Here is a 21,683-nt window from a genome sequence, read left to right as displayed (position 1 = left end):
AGATAAGCCATGTTTGAAGGTACAGTCGCCAGTGTGAACTCTCTCCGTGACGGGCTGGGGGCGCTGGGTTTAAAAAATAACAAACCAGATGGAAAAGGAACATTTCGTAATGTGCCGTTCCTGATTTTCCGTGACCAGCGCATGACCGGTGGTCGTCGTCTCGTTAAACGCGAATATCCACTGCGCGATAAAGGTGGTGCGATTGATCTGGGCCGAAAACTCCATGAATTCTCCTTCTCTGCCTGTCTGCTGGGCAAAGATGCACAGCAGCTAAAGGAAAACCTGATTGAGGCACTCGATGATGCCGGCGCGGGGGAGCTGACACACCCGGATTTTGGCACGGTGCAGGTACTGGTTGAAACATGGGAATGTCGCCACTCGGCAGATGAACTGAATTACTACGAGTTTACGATCACCGTTTATCCGGCCGCAGAAGATGAGGCACCAGAGCCATCTGCAGATACCGCAGCTGCAGTCACCGCCAAAAAAGACAGCCTGTTTGGTTCGCTGGGTGATACGCTTTCCGATGCCTGGCAGACAGTTCAGGAAGCAACAGACGGCGCAACGGCCGTGGCTGACGCTATCAGTGGCGTTTATGACGATATTGCCAGTGCAATTGAAAATGTCGGTATTCTGGGTAGTGTTAACGGGCTGTTGTCTGCCGTTACCCAAGTCAAAGGGATGGCAACACGGCTGGTTAATGCGCCAAAATTACTGGCCGCGAATTTGTTGGGGGCGCTTTCCGGGATCGCATCTGTTGCGGATAATGATGCTGGATTTAAAGCGTATGAACGCATTGGCGTTAATCTGAAGCGTCGGCAGGCTGCTACGGATACCGCTCATCTTGATCCGGCCGCTGCAGCGAACATCAATACGTTGTATTATGTTGCGACCGTCGCCACACAGACCAGCCAGGCTGAAGCGGCATCTGCCGTTCTGACTGATGCGCTGGCCACTGATGATGGACTCTCCCGCACTCCAGAACTGACGACCACGACGCCAGTCAGCTCAGTCTCCACACCTTCAACAACTCAGCAGGACTCAGCTGCCGGAATCACCCGGAGCGATTCAACTTCTGTAGCCTCAGAGAACAGTCCGGCATCGTTTCCACTCTTTGAAAGCCAGGCTGATATCGAACGGGTTACCAGTGAACTGGGCCAGATGCTGGATGACAGCGCCATTGCTGCTTCTGATGCCGGATTTACGACCAGCAGCCTTGAACTGGCCACATTTCGTCTAGTGGTGATTAACGATTTGCGCACTCGCGGTATTCAACTGGCGAATGTCCGCAACGTCACCCTAAATCAGACGGAGCCGGCACTGGTTGCCCTGTATCGCGAAACTGGTGACAGCCTTTACTGGCAGCGTTTTGGTCGCCGGAACAATGTACCCAATCCGCTCCTGATGCCAGGGGGCGTTTCTCTGGAGATCCTTGATGGCTGACGTCGAATTACGCACCGCAGGAAAGATTTTTGCCGGGTGGACGACCATCAATATTAACCGCTCCATCGAATCACTCTCCGGCTATTTCGAACTAGGTGTCAATGTTCAGCCAGAAACCGATTTATCATCACTTTCTCCGGGTCAACCTTTTACCCTCACCATTAATGGCCAGACGGTCATTACAGGTTATCTCGATGGCCGTCGTCGCAACATGACGGCCGACTCGATGTCCATCACCATCTCCGGCCGCGATAAAACAGCTGACCTGATTGACTGCGCGGCTATCTATCAGGGCCGTCAGTGGAAGGGGCGCACGCTTGAGCAGATTGCGCGTGACCTGTGCAGCCCTTATAAGGTGGCTGTTCGCTGGGAGCTGACAGACAGCGAATCCTCAGCGCCGTTTCCGTCCTTCACACTCGACTACTCAGAAACCGTCTATGAGGCGCTGGGGCGTGCCAGCCGCGCCCGTGGTGTATTGATGACCAGCAATGCCGCCGGTGAGCTGGTATTCACCCGCGCGGATGAAACCCAGACAGATAAGCTGATCCTCGGTGAGAATCTGATTGAGATGGAGTTTGAAGAGGACGATCGTGACCGCTTCAGTGACTACATCGTTGCTGGCCACGGCCGCGCCAGCGGCAAAGCCGGTGATGACCAGAGTGCCAAAAACATCGCCAGTCAGAAAGCTGAGGTGAAAGACTCCGATATCACGCGCTACCGCCCGACGATCATCCTTGCTGACAGTAAAACGGATTCCAAAGGTGCCAGCGGCCGCGCGACACGTGAAATGCGTCGTCGCCTAGCTAAATCACGCACCTTCGAGGCGAAAGTAGACGGCTGGCTGCGCCGCGATGGTTCGCTGTGGATGCCTAACCTGCTGGTCGATATCGATGCATCCCGCTTCAGTATCACCACGGGACCGCTTTTAGTCAGCAAAGTCGTACTGGCGCTGGATGATCGCACCGGCATCATGACCACGCTGACGCTTACCCCGCGCGATGGCTGGCTGGTACCAATTGAGCCGGACAGTAAAACGAAAAAATCCCGTAAAAGCGAGGATAAGAGCGGTGTGGATGCGCTGGCTGAAGAGTATTACCGCAAGCACCCGGAGAAGCGCCCATGAGTGAACAGGCATTTCAGCGTCTGATTGCTCCCGTCATGCGCCGGCTGCGGCTGATGATTGGCCGCGCCGTGGTAACGCTGGTTAATGACAGCCTGAAGATGCAGAACCTGCAGGTGACGAGCCTTGATGATGGTCCACTGGATGACGTCGAGCGCCCTCTGCAGTACGGTCAGATTAGCGTCCCGCTGGCTGGCTCTGAAGCCATTATGGTGAGTCTTGGTGGCGATACTGATTCTGCCGTTGCTCTGGTGGTTGATGACCGTCGTTATCGCCCTGTCGGTCTGTTCGCGGGCGATAGCGGTCTTTATCACTACGAGGGGCACCGCATCCGCTTAACCAAAGACGGCCGGGTCATTGTGACCTGCAAAACGGTTGAGGTGTACGCTGATGAAAGCGGGTTGTTCGACATGCCAAAAGCCCGGTTTACCGGTGACCTTGAGGTAGATAAAAATCTCCAGGTTAAAGGTAAAACTGACCTTCAGGGTGAGGCCACTGCGCCGGATATCATCGTGGATGGCAAATCTACCAAACGACACGTCCATGAAGAACATGACGGCCCATTAACGAAGGAGATGCAATGACAGACCTGGCATTCGTCTGGATTAATGGCCGGGGCGATATTGCTCAGAACGGCGAGGACATGCTGACCGACGACAGCCTAACCAATGACGTCATCATTTCTCTGCATACGGATCGTCGTGCGCTGGATTCAGATGATATTCCCGGCGATAACACTGACCGTCGTGGATGGTGGGCAGATACCTTCCGTGACCGTCCTATTGGCTCAAGACTGTGGCTGCTTTCCCGTGAAAAGACACTCAATTCAGTGCTCACCCGCGCTGCTGAATATGCGCTTGAGGCGCTGGTATGGCTTAAAGAAGCCGGCCGCGTGAAAAAGATAGCTGTTTACGCCAGCCAGCCGGAAAGCGGCTGGTTGCAGCTGGATATTGAATTCACGCTGCCGGATGGCTCTGTCAGTCCTTATTCCTTTAAATCGCAATATAACGGAATTTAACATGCCTTATAAATCGCCTACGTTGCCCGAATTAATCGCGCGTGCTGAAGGTAATATTCAGCAGCGTTTAAAAGGTTCCGCGACAGGAAATAAGGAAAAAGTCCTGGGCGTGCTGGCGCGTGCGCAGGCTGGTCTCGATGCCGGCCTGCATGAGCATATTTCCTGGGCATACCGCCAGATTATCCCCGGTGATGCGGATGAGGCGGAACTGCTTAAGCATTGCCAGTTCTGGGGGATTCGCCGCAAGCAGCCGACCCCGGCAAGCGACCCGATTACTGTCACGGCCAGCGCTGCCGGCACTATTCCAAAAAATACCCGCTGGCAGCGTGCCGGCAACATCGTTTATGCGCTTGAAACTGATTTTGATGTCGCTGCAGCCGGGTCCGTCGATGTCCCTGTGACGGCGGTAGTGTCAGGTACTGCCGGCAATGCCCCGGCTGGTACGACATTGACGCTGGTGACGCCTGTCGCGGGGATTTCCTCAGATGCCGTGGCCACAAACGGGCTAACTGGCGGCAGTGATATTGAGCCGGTCTCTGAGCTACTGGCGCGGCTGGAATTCCGTGCTCAGCATCCGCCTTGTGGCGGTAATAAATACGACTATGAGCGCTGGGCGCGGGAATGTGCTGGTGTGACACGTGCATGGTGCCTGCCGACCTGGCAAGGGGCCGGAACGGTTGGCGTTGCATTTGTTATGGATGGTAACAGCAGCATTATTCCAGGTGATTCTGATATTGCCAGAGTGACAGATTATATCGCCGGGCATCCGAATCAGATTACCGGCGTTATTGAGGGGCAACCAGAAGGGCCGGAGGTGACCGTATTTGCACCGAAATTAAAGCCGCTCGATATGACTATTAAAATATCGCCTAAAACGGATGCCCTGAAGGATGAAATAACAAAGGGGCTGGCATCGCTGTTTTATAACAAATGCGATCCAGGAAGTACGATGACAACATCAAGTATTCTCCGGGTTATTGCTGCCAGTCAGAGCCTGACCGACTTTGAGCTGATTTCACCCACTGCGCCCACTTATTCGGCTGCGGGTGAATTACTGGTGCCAGGAACGATCACATGGTCATGACCCGATTTCAGAGAATCTTCCTGCAGCTACTCCCAACAGGGCTGGCCTGGAACAAAGAGCCTGGTTCGGAGTTAAGCCTGCTCGCCGGTGCGCTGGCCGATGGGCCGGAGCAGGATGATGAGTCGATTGAACGTTTGCTGGCTGAACGTTTCCCCGACCAGTCAACAGTGCTGCTGGAGGACTGGGAGAAGTGGCTGGGATTACCGGACTGTACCAGCGCCGGCCAGACGTTTGATGAGCGCAGAACGGCGGCAGCTGAGAAGTACAGAATGGTTGGTAGCCTCAACCGTCAGTTTTATATCGAACTGGCCGCCAAATATGGATTCGATATTGATATTGAATCATTCAGCGATGGTGCTTATGCCACCTGCATGGATAACTGTCTTACTCGATTACGTAAAAATTACGGACGCTATACGTCCCATATTATTGTGAAGAACAGCATAGAGCGCCGTAATGCAACGGTACTCGATAATTGCCTGACGCCGCTTGTCGTTTACTCCGGGGGCGTTCTTGAGTGCCTTCTTGAGAAATATAAACCGGCTCACCAGGTCTTTATTTATATCTACCAATAAAGGAATACCAACATGTTCCATTTAGACAATAACAGTGGCGTTTCTGCCATGCCTCCAGTCGGTGCTGTGCAGAGTTCTGCACCCCGCTGGTATACGGAGGGAGGCGGCGGCACTCCGGCCAGTTATCCTGGAGCTGACTGGTACAACATTGTTCAGGCAGAGCTATTAAATTTGCTCAGTTCCTACGGTATTACTCCTAATAAATCTGATTTTAATCAGCTTCAAAAGGCGATTGAGGAAGCTATCAAACAGAAGGCAACCGCGAGTAGTGCGTTGCTTACTGCGATCGCCGCGCTTGTCACGTCGGCTGACAAAATGCCGTACTTCACAGGCAAAGATAAAGTAGCCATGACAGACCTGACCGGTTTTGCAAGAACGCTGCTTGGCCGAAGTGATGCCGCAGGCGTTCTCTCAGACCTTGGTTTGGTGGATGCATCAGGTATCGTTGGTCGTCTGGTGAATATTCAGGTGATTACTTCTACCCAACAGTACGTACCAACAACGGGTGCCAGGAGAATTATCTCCATCTTAACTGGCGGTGGCGCAGGCGGGGCACCGGCAAACGCAGCGACAACCAGTCAGATCTATTCAGGAGGCGGCGGAGGGGCTGGGGGGACCGCTATTGGTATTTTCACCTTATCTGCAATTAGTAATTTTCTGGTGACTGTCGGTTCAGGCGGGGCGTCAAATAATGCTGGAGGCAATTCAACGGCGTTTGGGATGACGGCACGCGGTGGCCTTCCTGGCACTAATAATGTCGGGACCAGTTCGTCAGCTGGCGGCTTCGGCTCGGATTCGTCGGGAGGGTTAATCAACCTTCCTGGCGGTGATGGCTGCGATGGACAGGCGGCAACCAGGCTTGTCGGAGGTACTGGCGGTTCATCGTTCTGGGGAGGCTCAGGGCGAAGTGGTTCCGGGAATGGTGCACCAGGGAAGGCGCCAGGCTCTGGTGGTGGCGGCGCACGTGATGATCAGTTGTCTGGAACTGCTTATGCAGGTGGGACTGGGGCAGATGGAGTTTGTTTAATACTGGAGTTTGCATAATGAATATTGCGCTGGTTTTGAACGGGGTCGTTATCAACACGATTATTTGTGAATCAGTAGGACTTGCCGAAGAGTTAAACCCTGATTGCGTGGCCGTCGATATAGACAACATTCATGCAGGAATTGGCTGGTTGTATGACGGTTCGAAATTTATCGCCCCGGTCGTTGAGAAAACACCCGAGGAACTTGCTGCGGAAAATCTATCCACAGCTCAATCAGAATATGACCGGGCAACCGCTGTTATCAACGGTTTGAATGAGCAGATAGAAGACGCTGATTATGCAGGAACTACCGAAGATGACGTACGTTCTGCGCTGACCGCGTGGACGGATTGCAGAAAGCAGTTACGTGCGTACATTAAAGCGAATGACGGAAGTAAGGATTTACCTGTCGCTCCAGCATAGTAACCTTTAGTGGGCACCTGCGAATTTCTTCGTCAAATGAGAAAACCTGGTAACCTGGTTCTACTGACGAATTGTCACATGAGCGGGAGAACACTTTATGATTATTGGGTATGCGCGAGTATCAAGTAACCATCAGGACACCGAGCTTCAAATGCAGGCGCTCAGAGCTGCTGGCTGTAAGTTAATTTTTGAAGAAAAGGCCTCTGGCCGTAAGACGAATCGACCGATATTGAAGAAAGTGGTTGAGATGCTAGAGCCTGGTGATGAGCTGGTCATTTGGAAACTGGATCGTATCGGACGCAATGTACTTCATGCTCTATTGACGTTTCAGAGTCTGGCTGAGCGTAATGTTAACATCCGTTCTATTACGGATGGCGTTGACCTAAGCACCGCAAGTGGGCGCTATAACTTCCGCAATATTCTTTCTGCGGCACAATATGAGTCCGATCTCAATAGTGAACGAACTCTGGCGGGACTTGCTGTTGCTCGGTCTAGAGGGCGTGTGGGTGGCCGTAGACCTAAGTTTACAGATGACGACTGGAACAGATGCGAGTCAGCTCTGAAGTCCGGTAAAACTCACAAGGAAGTGTCCGCACAATATGGAGTAGGTATATCTACTCTTTACAAAAAATTCCCCAGCAGTATGTCTGTCTCTCCGGGTTTGTGACCAATTTCATGTGGCCGCTTTACCGGCGGCTACATGACTAACATCCATAATTGTTCCAATGTCACTTAAAGTTAGAACGCCTGCTGCGATCCAATTTTAGCTGTCAAAGTTTCACAATTTATGCGCCGCGCTACAGTGCCTCTGTTGCCCCCTATATTGCCGCATGGCTGCAGGGGAACTACGGTCTGGCGGCGGTAGGAACCTATCTGGCATCAATGGCGGCGTTAACCCTGGTCGCCCTGCTGTTAACCCATGAGACACGGCATAAGTCATTGTGATTTTTTTGCCGGATGGCGGTGTAACCCCTTCTCCGGCCTGGGTTGAGCATAAAATCCAGGCCGGATAAACATCCGGCCAGACATCACTGCTTCATCTGCGACAAAATCGTCCGGCACTGATTCGTTTCATTTTCCGACGGAGAAATTAGCGCCAGCAGCGCCGCCGCTGGCGTAACCAGCGTTGCCAGCGCGGCAGCCACCGCACCGCGTGCAATCAACGGCCCTGCTTTTACCCCGGCCTGTGGGTTCTTAAATGTCCCGCGAACATACAGCGGTGAACGCAGGGTAATAATACGAATACCTTTGCTCTCCGGGTCGATGGTTAAATCCAGTTGCTCCGATGCAAAGCTTGCAGTCCCGGTCACGTTAATGACTGCGTTTTCCGTGTCGAACGCGAAAATTTGTGGGCGCGCGATACCCTTGACGATATCCAGATTTGCCGCTGCGCAGTTCACCCGTACTTCGTCATCACCGAATATTTGTCCGACGATATAGTTACCCAGATTCAGCCCAACGATCTCCATCAGATTGCGACTGACCAGTCCATCATTCATCAACAGCTTCAGATTACCGTTGCTGTTACCCAGCAACGCAGCCACTGAATTTCCGCTACCGCTCAACCGGGCGTCACCGTTCATCTCACCAAGCGTTTTCTGCATCAGCGCCACATCCGGCATCAGTGCTTTTAGCTTAAGCCGCCGCGCCTGAATATCCGCCTGCCCCCGCATCGGCTTTTTATCACCTTCCAGATGGATGCTGGAAACAATGCTGCCCCCTGCCAGACCAAATTTCAGTGGCTGCAGGCGCAGGTCAGCATTTTTCAGGAGAATATGGGTGGAGAGATCGCTGATGGGTAAGCGGCTACCGTGCTCAATCCGTTGCCCTTTGAAACGCACGTCAGCATCCATCACGTTCCATTTATCGGTTTCAAAACGATCATATGGCAAGACTTTGCCGGCGGGTTGCACGCTGTTCTCACCTTTGCGTCGTTCAGATTGTTTTGCCCGCTCGGCCCCTTTACCCGAATCAATGCCAATCAACGGTCCTAAATCCGCCAGTCGCAGTTGGCGTGATTCAACGTCGCCTTTCAGCATCGGGCGCGGCTTGCCGGTGGTATAGGTAAGCGTTCCGTGAATATCGCTATCGCCAATGCGACCATTAAAATGGCGGTATTCAAAAAGGGAGGACTTTTCTGGATCGATTTTCGCCACCAGACGGCCATCCGTTTCAAACGGTGGCGTATCCGGTAACAGCACACCGGTCAAATCGTATAAATCCCCGAGTGAATCCCCAGAGAATTTAAGCCGTAGATCGACACCGCCCATATTCATCGGATCATTTATCGTGCCGCTAAATACCACACGCGTGTTGCCCGAGCGAAAGTCAGCCTGTATCGGAAAAGGGGTACCTTCGCCGCGTAACGCCAGCATCCCGCCTATTTTCCCCGTTCCGGTTAGCGGTTCACCGTTGTAGCGGCCCTGGGCTTTCAGACCAAAAACGTAATCCTCAACGCTGGCACCCCCTTCTTTGCTGTTGGTGCCTGTCACTTCGCTAAACGGTAGCGGCTTGCCTAAGGGATCGACCAGGATCTCCAGCTCAGATTGCGTCACCTTATCGTTAACAGCGATACGCCCTTGATCGAACAGAATGTTATCCAGACGAAATGACCAGGCAGAGGGAGTGGCATTCAGATCGCGGTTTTTATCCCCAACGGGCGTAAAGGTCCAGTTGTTGTTTTCCTCCGACAGCCGGATGAGCCGCGCATCGGGTTTCACCAGCTTGACCCACGGTAACCAGATGGTTTTTGTCAGCAGTGCCAACGGGGCAAGCGTCGCCTCAACGCGGGGGAGATGTACCATTGTGACGTCGGGAATATCTGGCGGGTTGCCGAGGATAATATCGTCAGCATGAACATGCGGCCACGGAATCCAACTGCGCCAGCCGGTTTCCTGCTTCTGGCGTTCCCAGACGACGCCCAGGTCACCGCGTATGGCGAATGGACGGTTGAGTTCAGTAGAGACTTTCTGGTTGATGGTCGGTTTGAGCCGGTTCCAGTCAAATGTCGCAATCACAATGATGAGCACGACGATCAACAACAAGAAAACCCCTGCTATGGATGTGGCTATTTTGCTTGTTTTCGTCACTTTTTCCTCCTGACTTCCTCCCTTGCCTGACCTAAAGATAGTCCAGCAGGGCGAAAAGGAGGCACGCTACATCCGCATCAAAGCGACAGAATCACCTCGTCAAGGGTGCTCAACGGCACCGGACGAGAGAGGAAATAGCCCTGTGCAGCAAAAGCCGGTGAGTTTTGCACATCGCGCCACTCTTCCAGGGTTTCAACACCTTCGACAATCACGCCACGGCAATAGCGGTTCATAAGCTGGAGCAGCAAAGTGAAGAGGTTACGGCCTTCCGGCGTCTGACGCAGCATCACAAACAGATCCCGCGCCACTTTGATGTAGTCGTAGCTCACTTCGCTAAGGGCCGAGAAATTGGCCATCCCGGTACCAAAATCATCCAGCCAGAGCGGGCCGAACTCGCACATCGAGGCAAAAGACGATCCCTTCGGCAAGCGGATATGCTCTACCAACTCAAAGCGCAACCAGGGCAGGCATTCAATGATTTTCAGGATCTCGGGGTCCTGGCGCATCGCAATGAGCGTCGGGCCATCAACATTGACGGAGGCCAGCAGATCGTGGGCTCTGAAAAAATCACTTTTCAGTTCAAGTTGTTCAAGTTGCTCTTTCACTACCTCAACGCGATGCCGAACAGCCACTTCAGCAAAATAACGGTCTGGCGCAATGCGTTGAGAAGGGTTATCAGGATGGCTCACGACGGTTAGCAGCTCAACGGCCATCAGCCGACCATTGGTCTGGTAAATGGGCTGATAAGTGTAAGCACGCTCGCACTGCAGCCAATAGCGTCGCTCCTGCAAGCATTCGATACTCGCATCTGGCGTAATTAGCTGCTGGGTGACCTGCTTTATCATCTGAGGTGTCCTGTAAATAAGAGTGTGACTGACCGGACTCGTCAAAGGTTATCGGCGCTCAGGCGCAGAACTTTACGTTCAGCAGTACGCAAAATAAAAACAGCAGCAAAAACGACACAGAACACGTTCTGGCTCAAAAAAATAATGGAACGTTGTTTTAATATAGTTGACCACTTAACACCCACAGCGCACACTAACGCTAATTTTTTTCAGAGCAGGTTACGACTATGTCCAGGAAGATTGCCGTGATTGGCGAATGCATGATTGAGCTGTCACAGAAAGGCGCTGATGTTCAGCGCGGATTCGGTGGCGACACGTTGAATACATCCGTTTATATTGCCCGTCAGGTCGATTCTGCGGCCCTTTCCGTACATTATGTCACGGCGCTGGGCACTGACAGTTTCAGCCAGCAAATGCTGGAATCCTGGCAGGGCGAAAACGTCGATACGTCATTAACCCAGCGTATGGAAAACCGTCTGCCGGGTCTCTATTACATCGAGACTGACAGTACTGGTGAGCGCACCTTCTACTACTGGCGTAATGAAGCAGCGGCGAAATTCTGGCTGGAGAGCGAACAATCCGCCGCTATTTGCGAAGAGCTGGCGACATTTGACTATCTGTATCTGAGCGGAATCAGCCTGGCGATTTTAAGCCCGGCCAGCCGTGACAAACTGCTGTCGCTGCTGCGCGAGTGCCGCGCCAACGGCGGTAAGGTCATTTTTGACAACAACTACCGCCCGCGTCTGTGGAGCAGCAAAGAAGAAACTCAGCAGGTGTATCAGCAGATGCTGGAGTGCACCAATATTGCGTTCCTGACGCTGGACGATGAAGACGCACTGTGGGGTGAAAAACCCGTAGAGGACGTGATTGCCCGGACTCACGCAGCTGGCGTACAGGAAGTGGTTGTGAAGCGCGGTGCAGACTCTTGCCTGGTGTCCATCGAGGGTGAAGCACTTATCGATGTACCGGCTGTAAAATTACCGAAAGAGAAAGTGATCGATACCACAGCGGCAGGAGACTCCTTCAGTGCCGGGTATCTGGCAGTACGTTTAACCGGTGGCGATGCCGCAGAAGCCGCTAAACGCGGCCACATGACGGCAAGCACAGTTATTCAGCATCGCGGGGCGATTATCCCACGCGACGCCATGCCACAATAACGTGTTGTTCTTGTAGGCCGGATAAGGCGTTAACACCGCATTCGGTATTGAGTCGGCCGGGGGCGCTTCGCTTGCCCGGCCTACACGTTACGATACCCTTTACTGTACCGCCGGAATATCCGTCACTTCTGGGTGAGATTCATCCGTTTCAACCGGCGTTGCCACAGCAGTCGCTGGCACCATGATGCTATCCCATGTCGCCTGCAGATCCTTCATGTTGAACTCAGGTTCCCCTTTCGGCTGAAGCAAAATGAGAGCCATATCCTGCGATAGCTGCTGACGCAAATCCTGATTCAACATCTCAACGGTCAGACCATTCAGGAAATTCTGCCGTAAACGCTGATACTGTTCTGGCGCGATATCCACCACCTGGTTTTGCAACGAGCGCAAACGCTGGCTGATCAAAATATCGGTATCGGTGCGGCCGTAGGTGGCAAACAGTTTCTGCAATTCCAGATTTTTTTGCGCCACCAGCGCATTAAACTCTTCTTCCGGCAGGCCCTTATCCCGCACTTTCGCCAGTTCGCGTGCCACCGTGCCCAGGTTCGCATTTAGCTTATCGTTCGGCGATTCAACGTTAATGGCGCACTGTGCACGCAGGAACAGCACCCGACAATCAAAGCCGAGGCCGATATCTTTTGCGTTGTTCCTGGATAACGTCTGCTGAATATGCCAGAACAACGCTTCACGGGCTAAATCAGCACGCCAGTAGCGTAACAACGCGGCGGATTCACGAATAGGTTGCCACGGCGCGTCCCACATGATGGAAAGACGATCCTGGCGTACCGCATCGGTCATAATGCTTACCGCTTCCGCACGCAATGGAGAGAGCGTAGGCACCGGTGCCGGCGTTTCACGTTTTCCTTTTAACTCACCGAAGGTTTTATTGATTTGCTCAGCCACGCTGCGCGCGTCAACGTTACCGACGATAATGAGCGTCATTGCGTCCGGGGTATACCATTTCTGGTAGAACGACTGAATTTTTGCTGCATCAATCGGCTTTTTCAGCGGATCGGCGGGATCGTGCCCTAACAGCGTGGAGCCTTTCAAACGATAACGCCACCACCCTTCTTTGGTATCCGTCGGCCATGTTGCCACCATATCTTCGCTGCTCAGCGCATGGTTAACCGTTTCAGGGGTAATGGTCAGCTTGCCGGAGATATTCGCCAGATATGAAAGCGACTCTTTCAGCAGGTCATTTCGGCTATTGGGCAAGCTAAGGTTATATAGCGTGGAATCATAGGAAACGATAACGGGCGGCATGGGGCGTTTAGGATCAAACCCCTGCTGCCACAGAGAACGGGCTTGCGTGGCATCAAGGCCACCGCTTTGCGTCAACGCGATACGTGGGATCGCATGGCTAAAACCACTCTGTTGCGTACTTTCGGTGAGTGAACCGGTATTTACCAGCAGGCGAACCTCAATACGGTCGCTGGGGCGCTGGGGGGTGGCTAACACTTGCCACTGGAGACCATTCGCCAGCGTGCCCTGTTGCCACGCCGGGTCAGGCTGGAGCGCATCTGCCTGCACATAGCCGGCAGAGGCCATCATCAGCAAGCCGCCCGCTAAAAGTCGAATTTTTGTGCCCTGCATGTGAACCCCTGATCAACTATCCTGGTAATAAAAAGACAGCCCTGAGAAGGACCCTCTGAATATGACGTTAAAAACACTTCGTGTTAGACCGCAAGAACATAAAAATGTCACGGAAGAAGTGAAAAAATCCCGAAACCGTCGAACAGACAGTTTCAGGCTCAGGGGGTAATTATGCGCAAACGCCCGCAGTCCTGGAAGGGACTACGGGCATAAGTGGCGAGATTAAGAGGATAAATCGTGCGTTTTGCCATCCGGCGCACGATTATTCAGCACATCATCAAGCTTTTTGTGGTCCAGTTCTTTCACCCACTTAGCCACAACGACCGTTGCCACACCGTTACCGACCAGGTTAGTCAGCGCACGCGCTTCAGACATAAAGCGGTCAATACCCAGGATGAGCGCCAGACCCGCTACCGGCAGGTGCCCTACTGCGGAAATCGTCGCTGCCAGCACGATAAAGCCACTTCCGGTCACGCCCGCTGCACCTTTCGAGGAGAGCAGCAGCACCACCAACAGGGTTATCTGATGGAAGATATCCATATGACTATTGGTGGCCTGCGCGATAAACACCGCCGCCATCGTCAGATATATCGATGTTCCATCAAGGTTAAACGAGTAGCCGGTGGGAATAACCAGACCAACGACGGACTTCCGGCAACCCAGCTTTTCCATCTTATCAAGCATACGCGGCAGCGCTGACTCGGAAGAAGAGGTTCCCAAAACGATCAGCAGTTCTTCACGGATATAGCGGATGAACTTAAAGATGCTGAAGCCGGTTGCGCGGGCAATCGAACCCAGCACCACGACCACAAACAAGATACAAGTGATGTAGAAGCAGATAATCAACTGACCCAGTTGCACCAGCGTTCCGACGCCATACTTACCGATGGTAAAGGCCATGGCACCGAAAGCACCGATCGGCGCAAGGCGCATGATCATGTTGATAATGCCGAAAATAACCTGCGAGAAACTTTCAATTACGTTGAAAATCATCTGGCCTTTGCTGCCCAGACGGTGCAGAGCAAAACCAAACATCACCGCGAACAACAATACCTGCAGGATGTTGCCGCTGGCGAACGCGCCGATGACGCTACCCGGGATAATATCCATCAGGAAGCCCACGATCCCCTGGTCTTTTGCCTGCTCGGCGTAAATCGCTACCGCTTTGGCATCCAGCGTTGCCGGATCGACGTTCATCCCAGCACCGGGTTGCACCACGTTGACGATGATAAGACCAATGATCAGCGCAATCGTACTAACCACTTCAAAATAAAGCAGTGCAACCGCACCTGTGCGGCCTACTGCTTTCATACTTTCCATACCTGCAATGCCGGTAACGACAGTACAGAAGATAACAGGTGCGATGACCATCTTAATGAGCTTAACGAACGCGTCGCCAAGCGGTTTCATTTGGGCGCCTAATTCAGGGTAGTAATGGCCAAGGAGGATACCAATGGCAATTGCTGTCAGGACCTGAAAGTAAAGGCTTTTGAAGATAGAGGTTTTCATAGGGTGTCCTTAAAGTAAAAACCACAGGTCTTGTAAGGTTTTGTTTAACCTGCGGCCTTAAAGTAACACCCACACAACATGACAGAAATGCACCTGGATCATAATTGATACAAATTTGTTAAAAATTTTGAACTGGCTCGCACAAGCGCTACCTTTTTTAACTTTTGTAATCAGCTGATTCCTTCGCTAAATGGCGTTCTTCGAAGATATCTGCCGGAACCGGACGGGCAAACAGGAATCCTTGCGCGACTTCCACCCCTGCCTGTGATAACCAGTCGCGTTGCGCTTCGGTTTCAACGCCTTCCGCAATCATTTGCAAATTGAGACTATGAGCCAGCTGAATAATGGCAGAAATCATACTGCTATCCTCTGGCAGGCCTTCAACAAACATCTTATCGATTTTGAGCACATCAACTGGCAGTGACTTCATGTGCTGCAACTGTCGCAGACCCGCATAGCCCATACCAAAATCATCCAACGCAATGCGTACCCCCGCATTGCGCAGAGGACGCAGGATAGCAACAGCGGCGTTCGGATCATCGATATGCCGGCTTTCGGTAACTTCAAGAATCAAGGTGCCGGGCTTAATGCGATAACGGTTTAACAATTCCAGCAGATCCGACACCATACTAGGGTGCATCAGTTGTAGCGCAGACAGATTTACCGACAGCGGTAACATCAGACCACGTTCCTGCCAGGCTGCAAGTTGGCGACAAGACTCCTCCAGCACCCAATATCCAACCTTCACCATCAGACCACAGGATTCAATCCTGTCGATTAACCCTTCCGGTAATTCCCAGCTTCCGTCTGCCTGCTGCATCCGCAATAAAGCTTCAGCACTCAACATCTTGCCGCTGGCGATCTCTACCTGCGGCTGCATCCACAACGCAAATTGCTGGTGATCAAGCGCGGTCAGAATGTCGTTCTCTTCGGTCAAACGCTGCTGTGCTTCTTCCATTTGTTGCGGATCAAAGAACTGGATCTGGTTTTTACCCTTGCGACGCGAGGTTAACACTGCCGATAGCGCGCGGCTGTATAGCTGTTCCGCCGTCAAATCGCCGTAGTACATCGCCACCCCAATATTGCAACTCGGGCGTAGCTGGATACCCTGAATAGGCAACCGTTCATTCATGATAGTGAGTACTTGCTGACCTAATGTGATTGCATGCCAGGGTTCCTTCACACCGTGCGCGATAATCGCGAAGTCATAGCCGCTCACCTGAGTAAGCACCATTCTGGGTGCCAGCACCGATCTCAGTTTCTCAACCAGCGTCAACAGCAGGATTTCCCGCTGGGTCTCGGTCAATACACCGGCGGTATCACGCAGGGTTTCGCAGGTGACAATCATCAGCGCAGTTGTTTGCGGGCCAGTAACAATCTGCTCCAGTAGTCCCATTAAGAACGTCTTATTTGGCAGTTCAGAGACCGGAAAACGCATCGAATTGTCGTTCTGCTCTTCACTGTGGCGCAGGACCAGTTGCTGATTCAGGTTGTAGCTACGCACCAGCATCCCAATCTCATCATCCTGATGCATAAGCGGTAATGTCAGTTGATAGCCGATCAGCTCCTGCTGCGGAATATCGTTCAGTTCGCGAGCAATTTTGCGTAACGGGTGCACAATCAGGCGGTTAATACACCAGGAGATGGCTACCGACAGGATTAACGACAAAAGTAAGTAAATGGTCACTAACGTTGAAAGTGTGCTCGTCACGAATTTGTACATGCGGTAGGAATCCGCCTGTAGCACCAGATACGCCAGCGGCTGTGGGTTGGCGGAGCGCTCAAGAGAATAGACCGGGAGCGAAATCTGCACCGGCAGTTCAAACAGTCGAGTCACCGTAACCGGAACGGGGCGTTCAGGGATAAAGCTCATCCGCAATGCCTGAAACTGGTTGGGCAGTACCACATCCGCGCGACTGACCACGCCAGCGGGCTGGATACGGCTTAAAATCATTTCGGCTTCGGGGATATCCCCCTTCAGGATGGCGGCCGACAGAGGTTCACGGACGGAGCGAGCGATGCTTTCCAGTTGCGTAGCCGTGTTATAGCGGTTCTGCTGGACCAAATGGAACAACAAAACGGTGCAAAAAATAAAAACAAACACCATGACAACGGCCGCAACCATCGCCATCTGCTTAATTGTTAACGAGCGACTGACACGCAAACTGACTCTCCACGGATAGACAAAAACTGCCGTCAGAGTATACCCCATCGTAACGGTATTAAGAGAGGCGGTATCTGAAAACTTCCCTTTGTGCATTATCGCCGCAGGTTAGACACATGACGCTGGGATTTACCTGCAATTAAGGCGAAAAAGGCCGCAAAGTTGCCTCTGCGGCCCGGTTCGGGCGCATATTGCCATCACGGCAGGCTGACGCCCACTAAGAGCATTACTTCCTGTTACGTAGCCAGTTCACAATCAGGCTGGCAATAATACCAGCGATGATCGGCGCTGCCAGATCGTGCCAGAAAGCACTACCCAGTTGCATGAGCGTCATATAGCCGCCTGCGTTGCAATGGCAACTATTCACGGCTATTCTTGAGTTGTTCAGGTTCAAGTTAGCCCCCGTTTTGTTGCCAGGTTTTTACCGAACAACGTGCGGGGGTTTTCTCTTTCCAGCAACCTATGCCGCCGGGGATCAAGCCCCCGCAACATTGCGCCTCACCGGGATATCCCGGCTTGCCGCTGATTCGACGGTAACCCTTTCGCCCTGGCACCCCGGCGCCATCCACTCTGCGTGAAGCCTCGCAATTACGGCGCTACAAATCCGATATGGCTGGAAAGATTGTTGCCAGTTGGCAACTTTCCTGACGCTCTCCTGAAACAAAAATTATCTAATTCATTGATATTTAAATCTTAATTTTCTGGCACAGCAATTGCTATTTGAATGTGAGCTGTTCTGTTCCGAATTAAAGGAGATATCATGTCTGACTGTCGTACTTACGGATTCAATACCCAGATCGTTCACGCGGGGCAACAACCCGACCCTTCAACCGGCGCGCTCAGTACGCCTATCTTCCAGACCTCAACATTTGTTTTTGACAGCGCCGAACAGGGTGCCGCCCGCTTTGCGCTCGAAGAGTCCGGGTACATTTATACCCGTTTGGGTAACCCCACCACCGATGCGCTGGAGAAAAAGCTGGCAGTTCTGGAAAGGGGTGAAGCCGCGCTGGCAACGGCATCCGGCATTTCCGCCATCACCACAACTCTGCTGACGCTGTGTCAACAAGGTGACCATATCGTTTCTGCCAGCGCAATTTATGGTTGTACTCACGCATTTCTGTCGCACAGCATGCCGAAGTTCGGCATTAACGTGAGTTTTGTCGACGCCGCAAAACCGGAAGAAATCCGCGCCGCGATGCGGCCGGAAACTAAAGTTGTGTATATCGAAACGCCCGCCAACCCGACGCTCTCATTGGTCGATATCGAAACAGTGGCGGGCATTGCCCACCAGCAGGGCGCTTTGCTGGTCGTGGATAACACCTTTATGTCGCCATATTGTCAGCAGCCTCTGCAATTGGGCGCAGACATCGTGGTCCACAGTGTAACCAAGTACATTAACGGACACGGTGATGTGATTGGCGGCATCATTGTCGGGAAGCAGGAGTTTATCGACCAGGCGCGGTTTGTCGGTCTGAAGGATATTACCGGTGGCTGTATGAGCCCTTTCAACGCCTGGCTAACCCTACGCGGCGTTAAAACATTGGGCATTCGTATGGAACGTCACTGTGAAAACGCGCTGAAAATTGCCCGTTTCCTCGAAGGACATCCCTCCATTACCCGCGTGTATTATCCAGGTCTGACTTCGCACCCACAGTATGAGCTGGGCCAACGGCAGATGAGCCTGCCCGGGGGAATTATCAGCTTTGAAATTGCCGGCGGCCTCGATGCTGGCAGACGGATGATCAATTCTGTAGAATTGTGCCTCCTCGCGGTCAGTCTCGGTGATACCGAAACCCTCATTCAGCACCCAGCGTCTATGACACATTCGCCCGTTGCGCCAGAGGAACGGCTTAAAGCAGGTATTACCGACGGACTTATCCGTCTTTCTGTCGGTCTTGAAGATCCAGAAGATATTATTAACGACCTTGAACACGCCATCAGAAAGGCAACATTCTGACCATTACGACCTGAACCGACGACGATCGGTTCAGGTCGTTGAGAATCAAGGCACAACAGTCTGGCTATACGCGCACTCCTTTTTTGGGGAGAACGGGTATTTTGGGCAGGGGGTTCTATGCAGGACAACACATTACAATTAAGCAACAATACAGCAACCGCCGTACCATTCTCAAAGAAAATACCATTTACAAAATACGATTTTGGCTGGGTATTACTTTGCATCGGCATGGCAATTGGTGCTGGTACAGTTCTGATGCCGGTACAAATTGGCTTAACCGGCATTTGGGTTTTTATTGTCGCCTTTATTATCGCTTACCCGGCAACGTATATTGTGCAGGACATTTATTTAAAAACATTATCCGAAAGTGAAACCTGCAATGACTACACCGATATTATAAGTCATTACCTTGGAAAAAACTGGGGTGTATTTCTCGGTGTGATTTACTTTTTGATGATTATTCATGGAATATTCATCTATTCATTATCCGTTGTTTTTGACAGTGCCTCATATATAAAAACCTTCGGGCTAACCGACACCGACCTTTCGCAATCAATCATCTATAAAGTGGCTATTTTTGCGGTACTGGTCGCCATTGCTTCCGGTGGAGAAAAGCTGCTGTTCAAAATCTCCGGCCCGATGGTGGTGGTAAAAGTCGGCATTATCATTATCTTCGGCTTTGCGATGGTCCCACACTGGAACTTCAGCAATATCAGCGCCTTTCCTGAAGCTTCGGTCTTCTTTCGTGACGTTCTGTTGACCATCCCATTCTGCTTCTTCTCTGCGGTGTTTATTCAGGTGCTCAACCCCATGAATATCGCCTACCGCAAACGGGTGGCTGATCGGGTACTGGCAACGCGCATGGCCATTCGTACCCACCGCATCAGCTACATTACGTTGATTGCAGTCATCCTGTTTTTCTCATTCTCATTTACCTTTTCGATTAGCCACGAAGAGGCGGTTTCAGCCTTCGAACAGAATATTTCTGCACTGGCTCTGGCCGCACAGGTCATTCCTGGTCAGATTATTCATATCACCTCCACGATATTGAATATCTTTGCTGTCCTGACCGCATTCTTCGGTATTTACCTGGGCTTCCATGAAGCGATTAAAGGAATTATCCTTAACGTGCTTAGCCGCGTAATTGATGTTGAGAAAATAAACCCACTAGTGCTTACATTGGGTATTTGCACGTTTATTGTTATTACGCTGGTTATTTGGGTTTCGTTCCGCGTCTCAGTGCTGGTATTCTTCCAGTTAGGCAGTCCGCTATATGGAATTGTGTCGTGTATTATTCCGTTTTTCTTGATCTATAAAGTGGCGCAACTGGAAAAACTGCGCGGGCTAAAAACCTGGCTAATCCTGATCTACGGGATTTTGCTGTGCCTGTCGCCACTGTTAAAACTGATTGAATAATCCGATGACAGCGCCGTCAATGTCTGGCGGCGCTTAACTCACGCTCTCAAGCTGGTAACTCCGAATTTTATTCAATACCGTGGTATGCGATACGCCCAGCGCCTTAGCAATATGCCGCGACGACACATTCTCTTCCACCATCTGCTCAATTAACTGACGCTCAGCGCACTGGACCTGTTCTTTAAACGGACGTTGAGTGTGGCGCAATTCGCCTGCCGACAGATTCGCCATCCCCAGGTCTTCCCGGGTAATAACATCAGATTCGGCCATCAGCATCAGACGAATAATCGTGTTTTCCAGCTCGCGTACGTTACCCGGCCAGCTGTGCTGGTGCAAAGCGTCAAAACAGGCTTTATCCAGAATAATTCGCCGTTGGAACTCCTTCGCGTATTTCTGCACAAAGTGGCGGATCAGCAGACTGATATCCTGCGGGCGCTCGCGTAACGGTGGAATGGTGAGTGAAAGTACGTTGATGCGGTAATAGAGATCGGCGCGCAGCAGACGTTGCTCCACCATCTCTTCCAGATTTGCGTTCGTCGCCACAATAATACGCGCATTAACCGGAATGGTTTGCGCCCCGCCAACGCGACGGATCCCCCCATCCTGAAGGACACGCAACAATTTGGCCTGTAAGCTCAGCGACATTTCACCAAATTCATCCAGAAAAAGGGTGCCTTTATCAGCCATTTCAAACAGCCCTTTTTTGCCTTTACAATCCGCGCCACTGAAGGCCCCTTTCTCATAGCCAAAAAACTCACTTTCCATCAGCGACTCGGGAAGTGCTGAACAGTTAACCGGAATAAACGGATAAAAACGCCGCGATCCGGAATTATGGATGGCCCGGGCAAGCAGTTCCTTACCGGTTCCGGTTTCACCACGAACCAAAACGGTATATTTGCTATCCGCTATTCTGATCGCTTTTTCTATCAGCAGTTGCATGCTCTGGCTGCTGCAAATAATGTCAGAAAAATAACGCGGACGTTCCGGTTCAGACATCGACAGTTCGCTTATCTCTTCGCACAGATATGCAACGTTAATAATATCAGCGCGCTGGCTTAAGCAGGATTGTACGCAGGAAATATCCTGCAATTGGCGACACCAGGATTTAATCAGAATGCGTCCAGGCGTAACTTTCATGGAGATGATATTGATATCACAGCAGGAAAATTCCTTCAGGACATCCTCAACCATCGACAGACGATCAATTGTTTTAATATCCCAGCGTATCGTGACCACATTTGCTCCTGGTAGTTAGCAACTGCGAA

19 protein-coding genes and 1 pseudogene are annotated in these 21,683 nt (G+C 51.9%); 13 read left to right on the top strand and 7 right to left on the bottom strand.

Annotation, left to right across the window (positions count from 1 at the left end; all coding sequences use genetic code 11):
- Positions 1 to 9: 9 nt before the first annotated feature.
- The 10 genes and pseudogenes from NNN64_RS02935 to NNN64_RS02890 form a co-directional block, all read left to right on the top strand.
- A complete protein-coding gene (locus tag NNN64_RS02935) occupies positions 10 to 1,443 on the top strand; it encodes a DNA circularization protein (RefSeq protein WP_271440406.1) in 1,434 nt (477 codons plus the stop codon).
- Positions 1,433 to 2,566 carry a phage baseplate assembly protein gene (locus tag NNN64_RS02930; protein ID WP_374044027.1) on the top strand — a complete coding sequence of 378 codons (1,134 nt, stop codon included), beginning with the start codon at positions 1,433 to 1,435 and terminating at the stop codon, positions 2,564 to 2,566. The genes NNN64_RS02935 and NNN64_RS02930 overlap by 11 nt, the downstream gene beginning before the upstream one ends.
- On the top strand, positions 2,563 to 3,147 hold the full coding sequence (locus tag NNN64_RS02925; protein WP_271440404.1) for a phage baseplate assembly protein V: 585 nt from the start codon (positions 2,563 to 2,565) through the stop codon (positions 3,145 to 3,147). Before NNN64_RS02930 ends, NNN64_RS02925 begins: the two co-directional genes overlap by 4 nt.
- Entirely contained in the window at positions 3,144 to 3,581 is a 438-nt protein-coding gene (locus tag NNN64_RS02920; protein WP_023293626.1) for a phage GP46 family protein, read from the top strand. Before NNN64_RS02925 ends, NNN64_RS02920 begins: the two co-directional genes overlap by 4 nt.
- A 1-nt stretch (position 3,582) precedes the next feature.
- On the top strand, positions 3,583 to 4,665 hold the full coding sequence (locus NNN64_RS02915) for a baseplate J/gp47 family protein (protein ID WP_271440403.1): 1,083 nt from the start codon (positions 3,583 to 3,585) through the stop codon (positions 4,663 to 4,665).
- Positions 4,656 to 5,240: a YmfQ family protein gene (locus tag NNN64_RS02910; RefSeq protein ID WP_163181551.1), complete on the top strand. Its 585-nt coding sequence runs from the start codon at positions 4,656 to 4,658 to the stop codon at positions 5,238 to 5,240. Before NNN64_RS02915 ends, NNN64_RS02910 begins: the two co-directional genes overlap by 10 nt.
- Before the next feature lie 12 nt (positions 5,241 to 5,252).
- A complete protein-coding gene (locus NNN64_RS02905) occupies positions 5,253 to 6,284 on the top strand; it encodes a glycine-rich domain-containing protein (RefSeq protein ID WP_271440402.1) in 1,032 nt (343 codons plus the stop codon).
- Positions 6,284 to 6,688: a hypothetical protein gene (locus NNN64_RS02900; RefSeq protein ID WP_271440401.1), complete on the top strand. Its 405-nt coding sequence runs from the start codon at positions 6,284 to 6,286 to the stop codon at positions 6,686 to 6,688. Before NNN64_RS02905 ends, NNN64_RS02900 begins: the two co-directional genes overlap by 1 nt.
- Before the next feature lie 97 nt (positions 6,689 to 6,785).
- A complete protein-coding gene (locus NNN64_RS02895) occupies positions 6,786 to 7,355 on the top strand; it encodes a recombinase family protein (protein WP_163181466.1) in 570 nt (189 codons plus the stop codon).
- Between the two features lie 137 nt (positions 7,356 to 7,492).
- Positions 7,493 to 7,633: pseudogene (locus NNN64_RS02890) on the top strand (MFS transporter); the annotation flags it as partial.
- Between the two features lie 83 nt (positions 7,634 to 7,716).
- Here the strand turns inward: NNN64_RS02890 and NNN64_RS02885 are convergent.
- Together NNN64_RS02885 and pdeH are read right to left on the bottom strand one after the other, a co-directional pair.
- Entirely contained in the window at positions 7,717 to 9,777 is a 2,061-nt protein-coding gene (locus NNN64_RS02885) for an AsmA family protein (protein ID WP_271440400.1), read from the bottom strand.
- Positions 9,778 to 9,854: 77 nt separating this feature from the next.
- Positions 9,855 to 10,622, bottom strand: a complete 768-nt coding sequence (gene pdeH / locus NNN64_RS02880; protein WP_271440399.1) for a cyclic-guanylate-specific phosphodiesterase — start codon at positions 10,620 to 10,622, stop codon at positions 9,855 to 9,857.
- Between the two features lie 227 nt (positions 10,623 to 10,849).
- Between pdeH and NNN64_RS02875 the strand changes: the two genes are divergently transcribed.
- The gene (locus NNN64_RS02875) at positions 10,850 to 11,779 is read left to right on the top strand and encodes a sugar kinase (protein WP_271440398.1); all 930 of its coding nucleotides are present in this window, start codon (positions 10,850 to 10,852) and stop codon (positions 11,777 to 11,779) included.
- 99 nt (positions 11,780 to 11,878) lie between these two features.
- Here the strand turns inward: NNN64_RS02875 and NNN64_RS02870 are convergent, their stop codons facing one another.
- The 4 genes from NNN64_RS02870 to NNN64_RS02855 form a co-directional block, all read right to left on the bottom strand.
- Complete coding sequence (locus NNN64_RS02870) at positions 11,879 to 13,372, bottom strand: M16 family metallopeptidase (RefSeq protein ID WP_271440397.1); 1,494 nt, start codon at positions 13,370 to 13,372, stop codon at positions 11,879 to 11,881.
- 222 nt (positions 13,373 to 13,594) lie between these two features.
- On the bottom strand, positions 13,595 to 14,881 hold the full coding sequence (gene dctA, locus NNN64_RS02865) for a C4-dicarboxylate transporter DctC (RefSeq protein WP_048213643.1): 1,287 nt from the start codon (positions 14,879 to 14,881) through the stop codon (positions 13,595 to 13,597).
- A gap of 157 nt (positions 14,882 to 15,038) precedes the next feature.
- The gene (hmsP, locus tag NNN64_RS02860; protein ID WP_271440445.1) at positions 15,039 to 17,045 is read right to left on the bottom strand and encodes a biofilm formation regulator HmsP; all 2,007 of its coding nucleotides are present in this window, start codon (positions 17,043 to 17,045) and stop codon (positions 15,039 to 15,041) included.
- Between the two features lie 226 nt (positions 17,046 to 17,271).
- On the bottom strand, positions 17,272 to 17,379 hold the full coding sequence (locus NNN64_RS02855; RefSeq protein ID WP_271440396.1) for a type I toxin-antitoxin system toxin Ldr family protein: 108 nt from the start codon (positions 17,377 to 17,379) through the stop codon (positions 17,272 to 17,274).
- A 426-nt stretch (positions 17,380 to 17,805) separates the two neighbouring features.
- Here NNN64_RS02855 and megL point away from each other — a divergent pair, with 426 nt between their 5' ends.
- Together megL and NNN64_RS02845 are read left to right on the top strand one after the other, a co-directional pair.
- Positions 17,806 to 19,002: a methionine gamma-lyase gene (megL, locus tag NNN64_RS02850; protein WP_271440395.1), complete on the top strand. Its 1,197-nt coding sequence runs from the start codon at positions 17,806 to 17,808 to the stop codon at positions 19,000 to 19,002.
- A 117-nt stretch (positions 19,003 to 19,119) separates the two neighbouring features.
- Positions 19,120 to 20,418 (top strand): transporter, encoded by a 1,299-nt coding sequence (locus tag NNN64_RS02845; protein WP_271440394.1) that lies wholly within the window; start codon positions 19,120 to 19,122, stop codon positions 20,416 to 20,418.
- 33 nt (positions 20,419 to 20,451) lie between these two features.
- On the opposite strand, the gene NNN64_RS02840 is transcribed toward NNN64_RS02845, so the two are convergent.
- Positions 20,452 to 21,654 (bottom strand): sigma-54 interaction domain-containing protein, encoded by a 1,203-nt coding sequence (locus NNN64_RS02840; protein ID WP_202037468.1) that lies wholly within the window; start codon positions 21,652 to 21,654, stop codon positions 20,452 to 20,454.
- Positions 21,655 to 21,683: the final 29 nt, after the last annotated feature.

It is taken from the genome of Citrobacter sp. Igbk 14, assembly GCF_028069825.1.
Lineage (GTDB): Bacteria > Pseudomonadota > Gammaproteobacteria > Enterobacterales > Enterobacteriaceae > Citrobacter.
The sequence above is the reverse complement of the archived record's forward strand: the minus strand, read 5'-3'. Positions and strand labels throughout refer to the sequence as shown.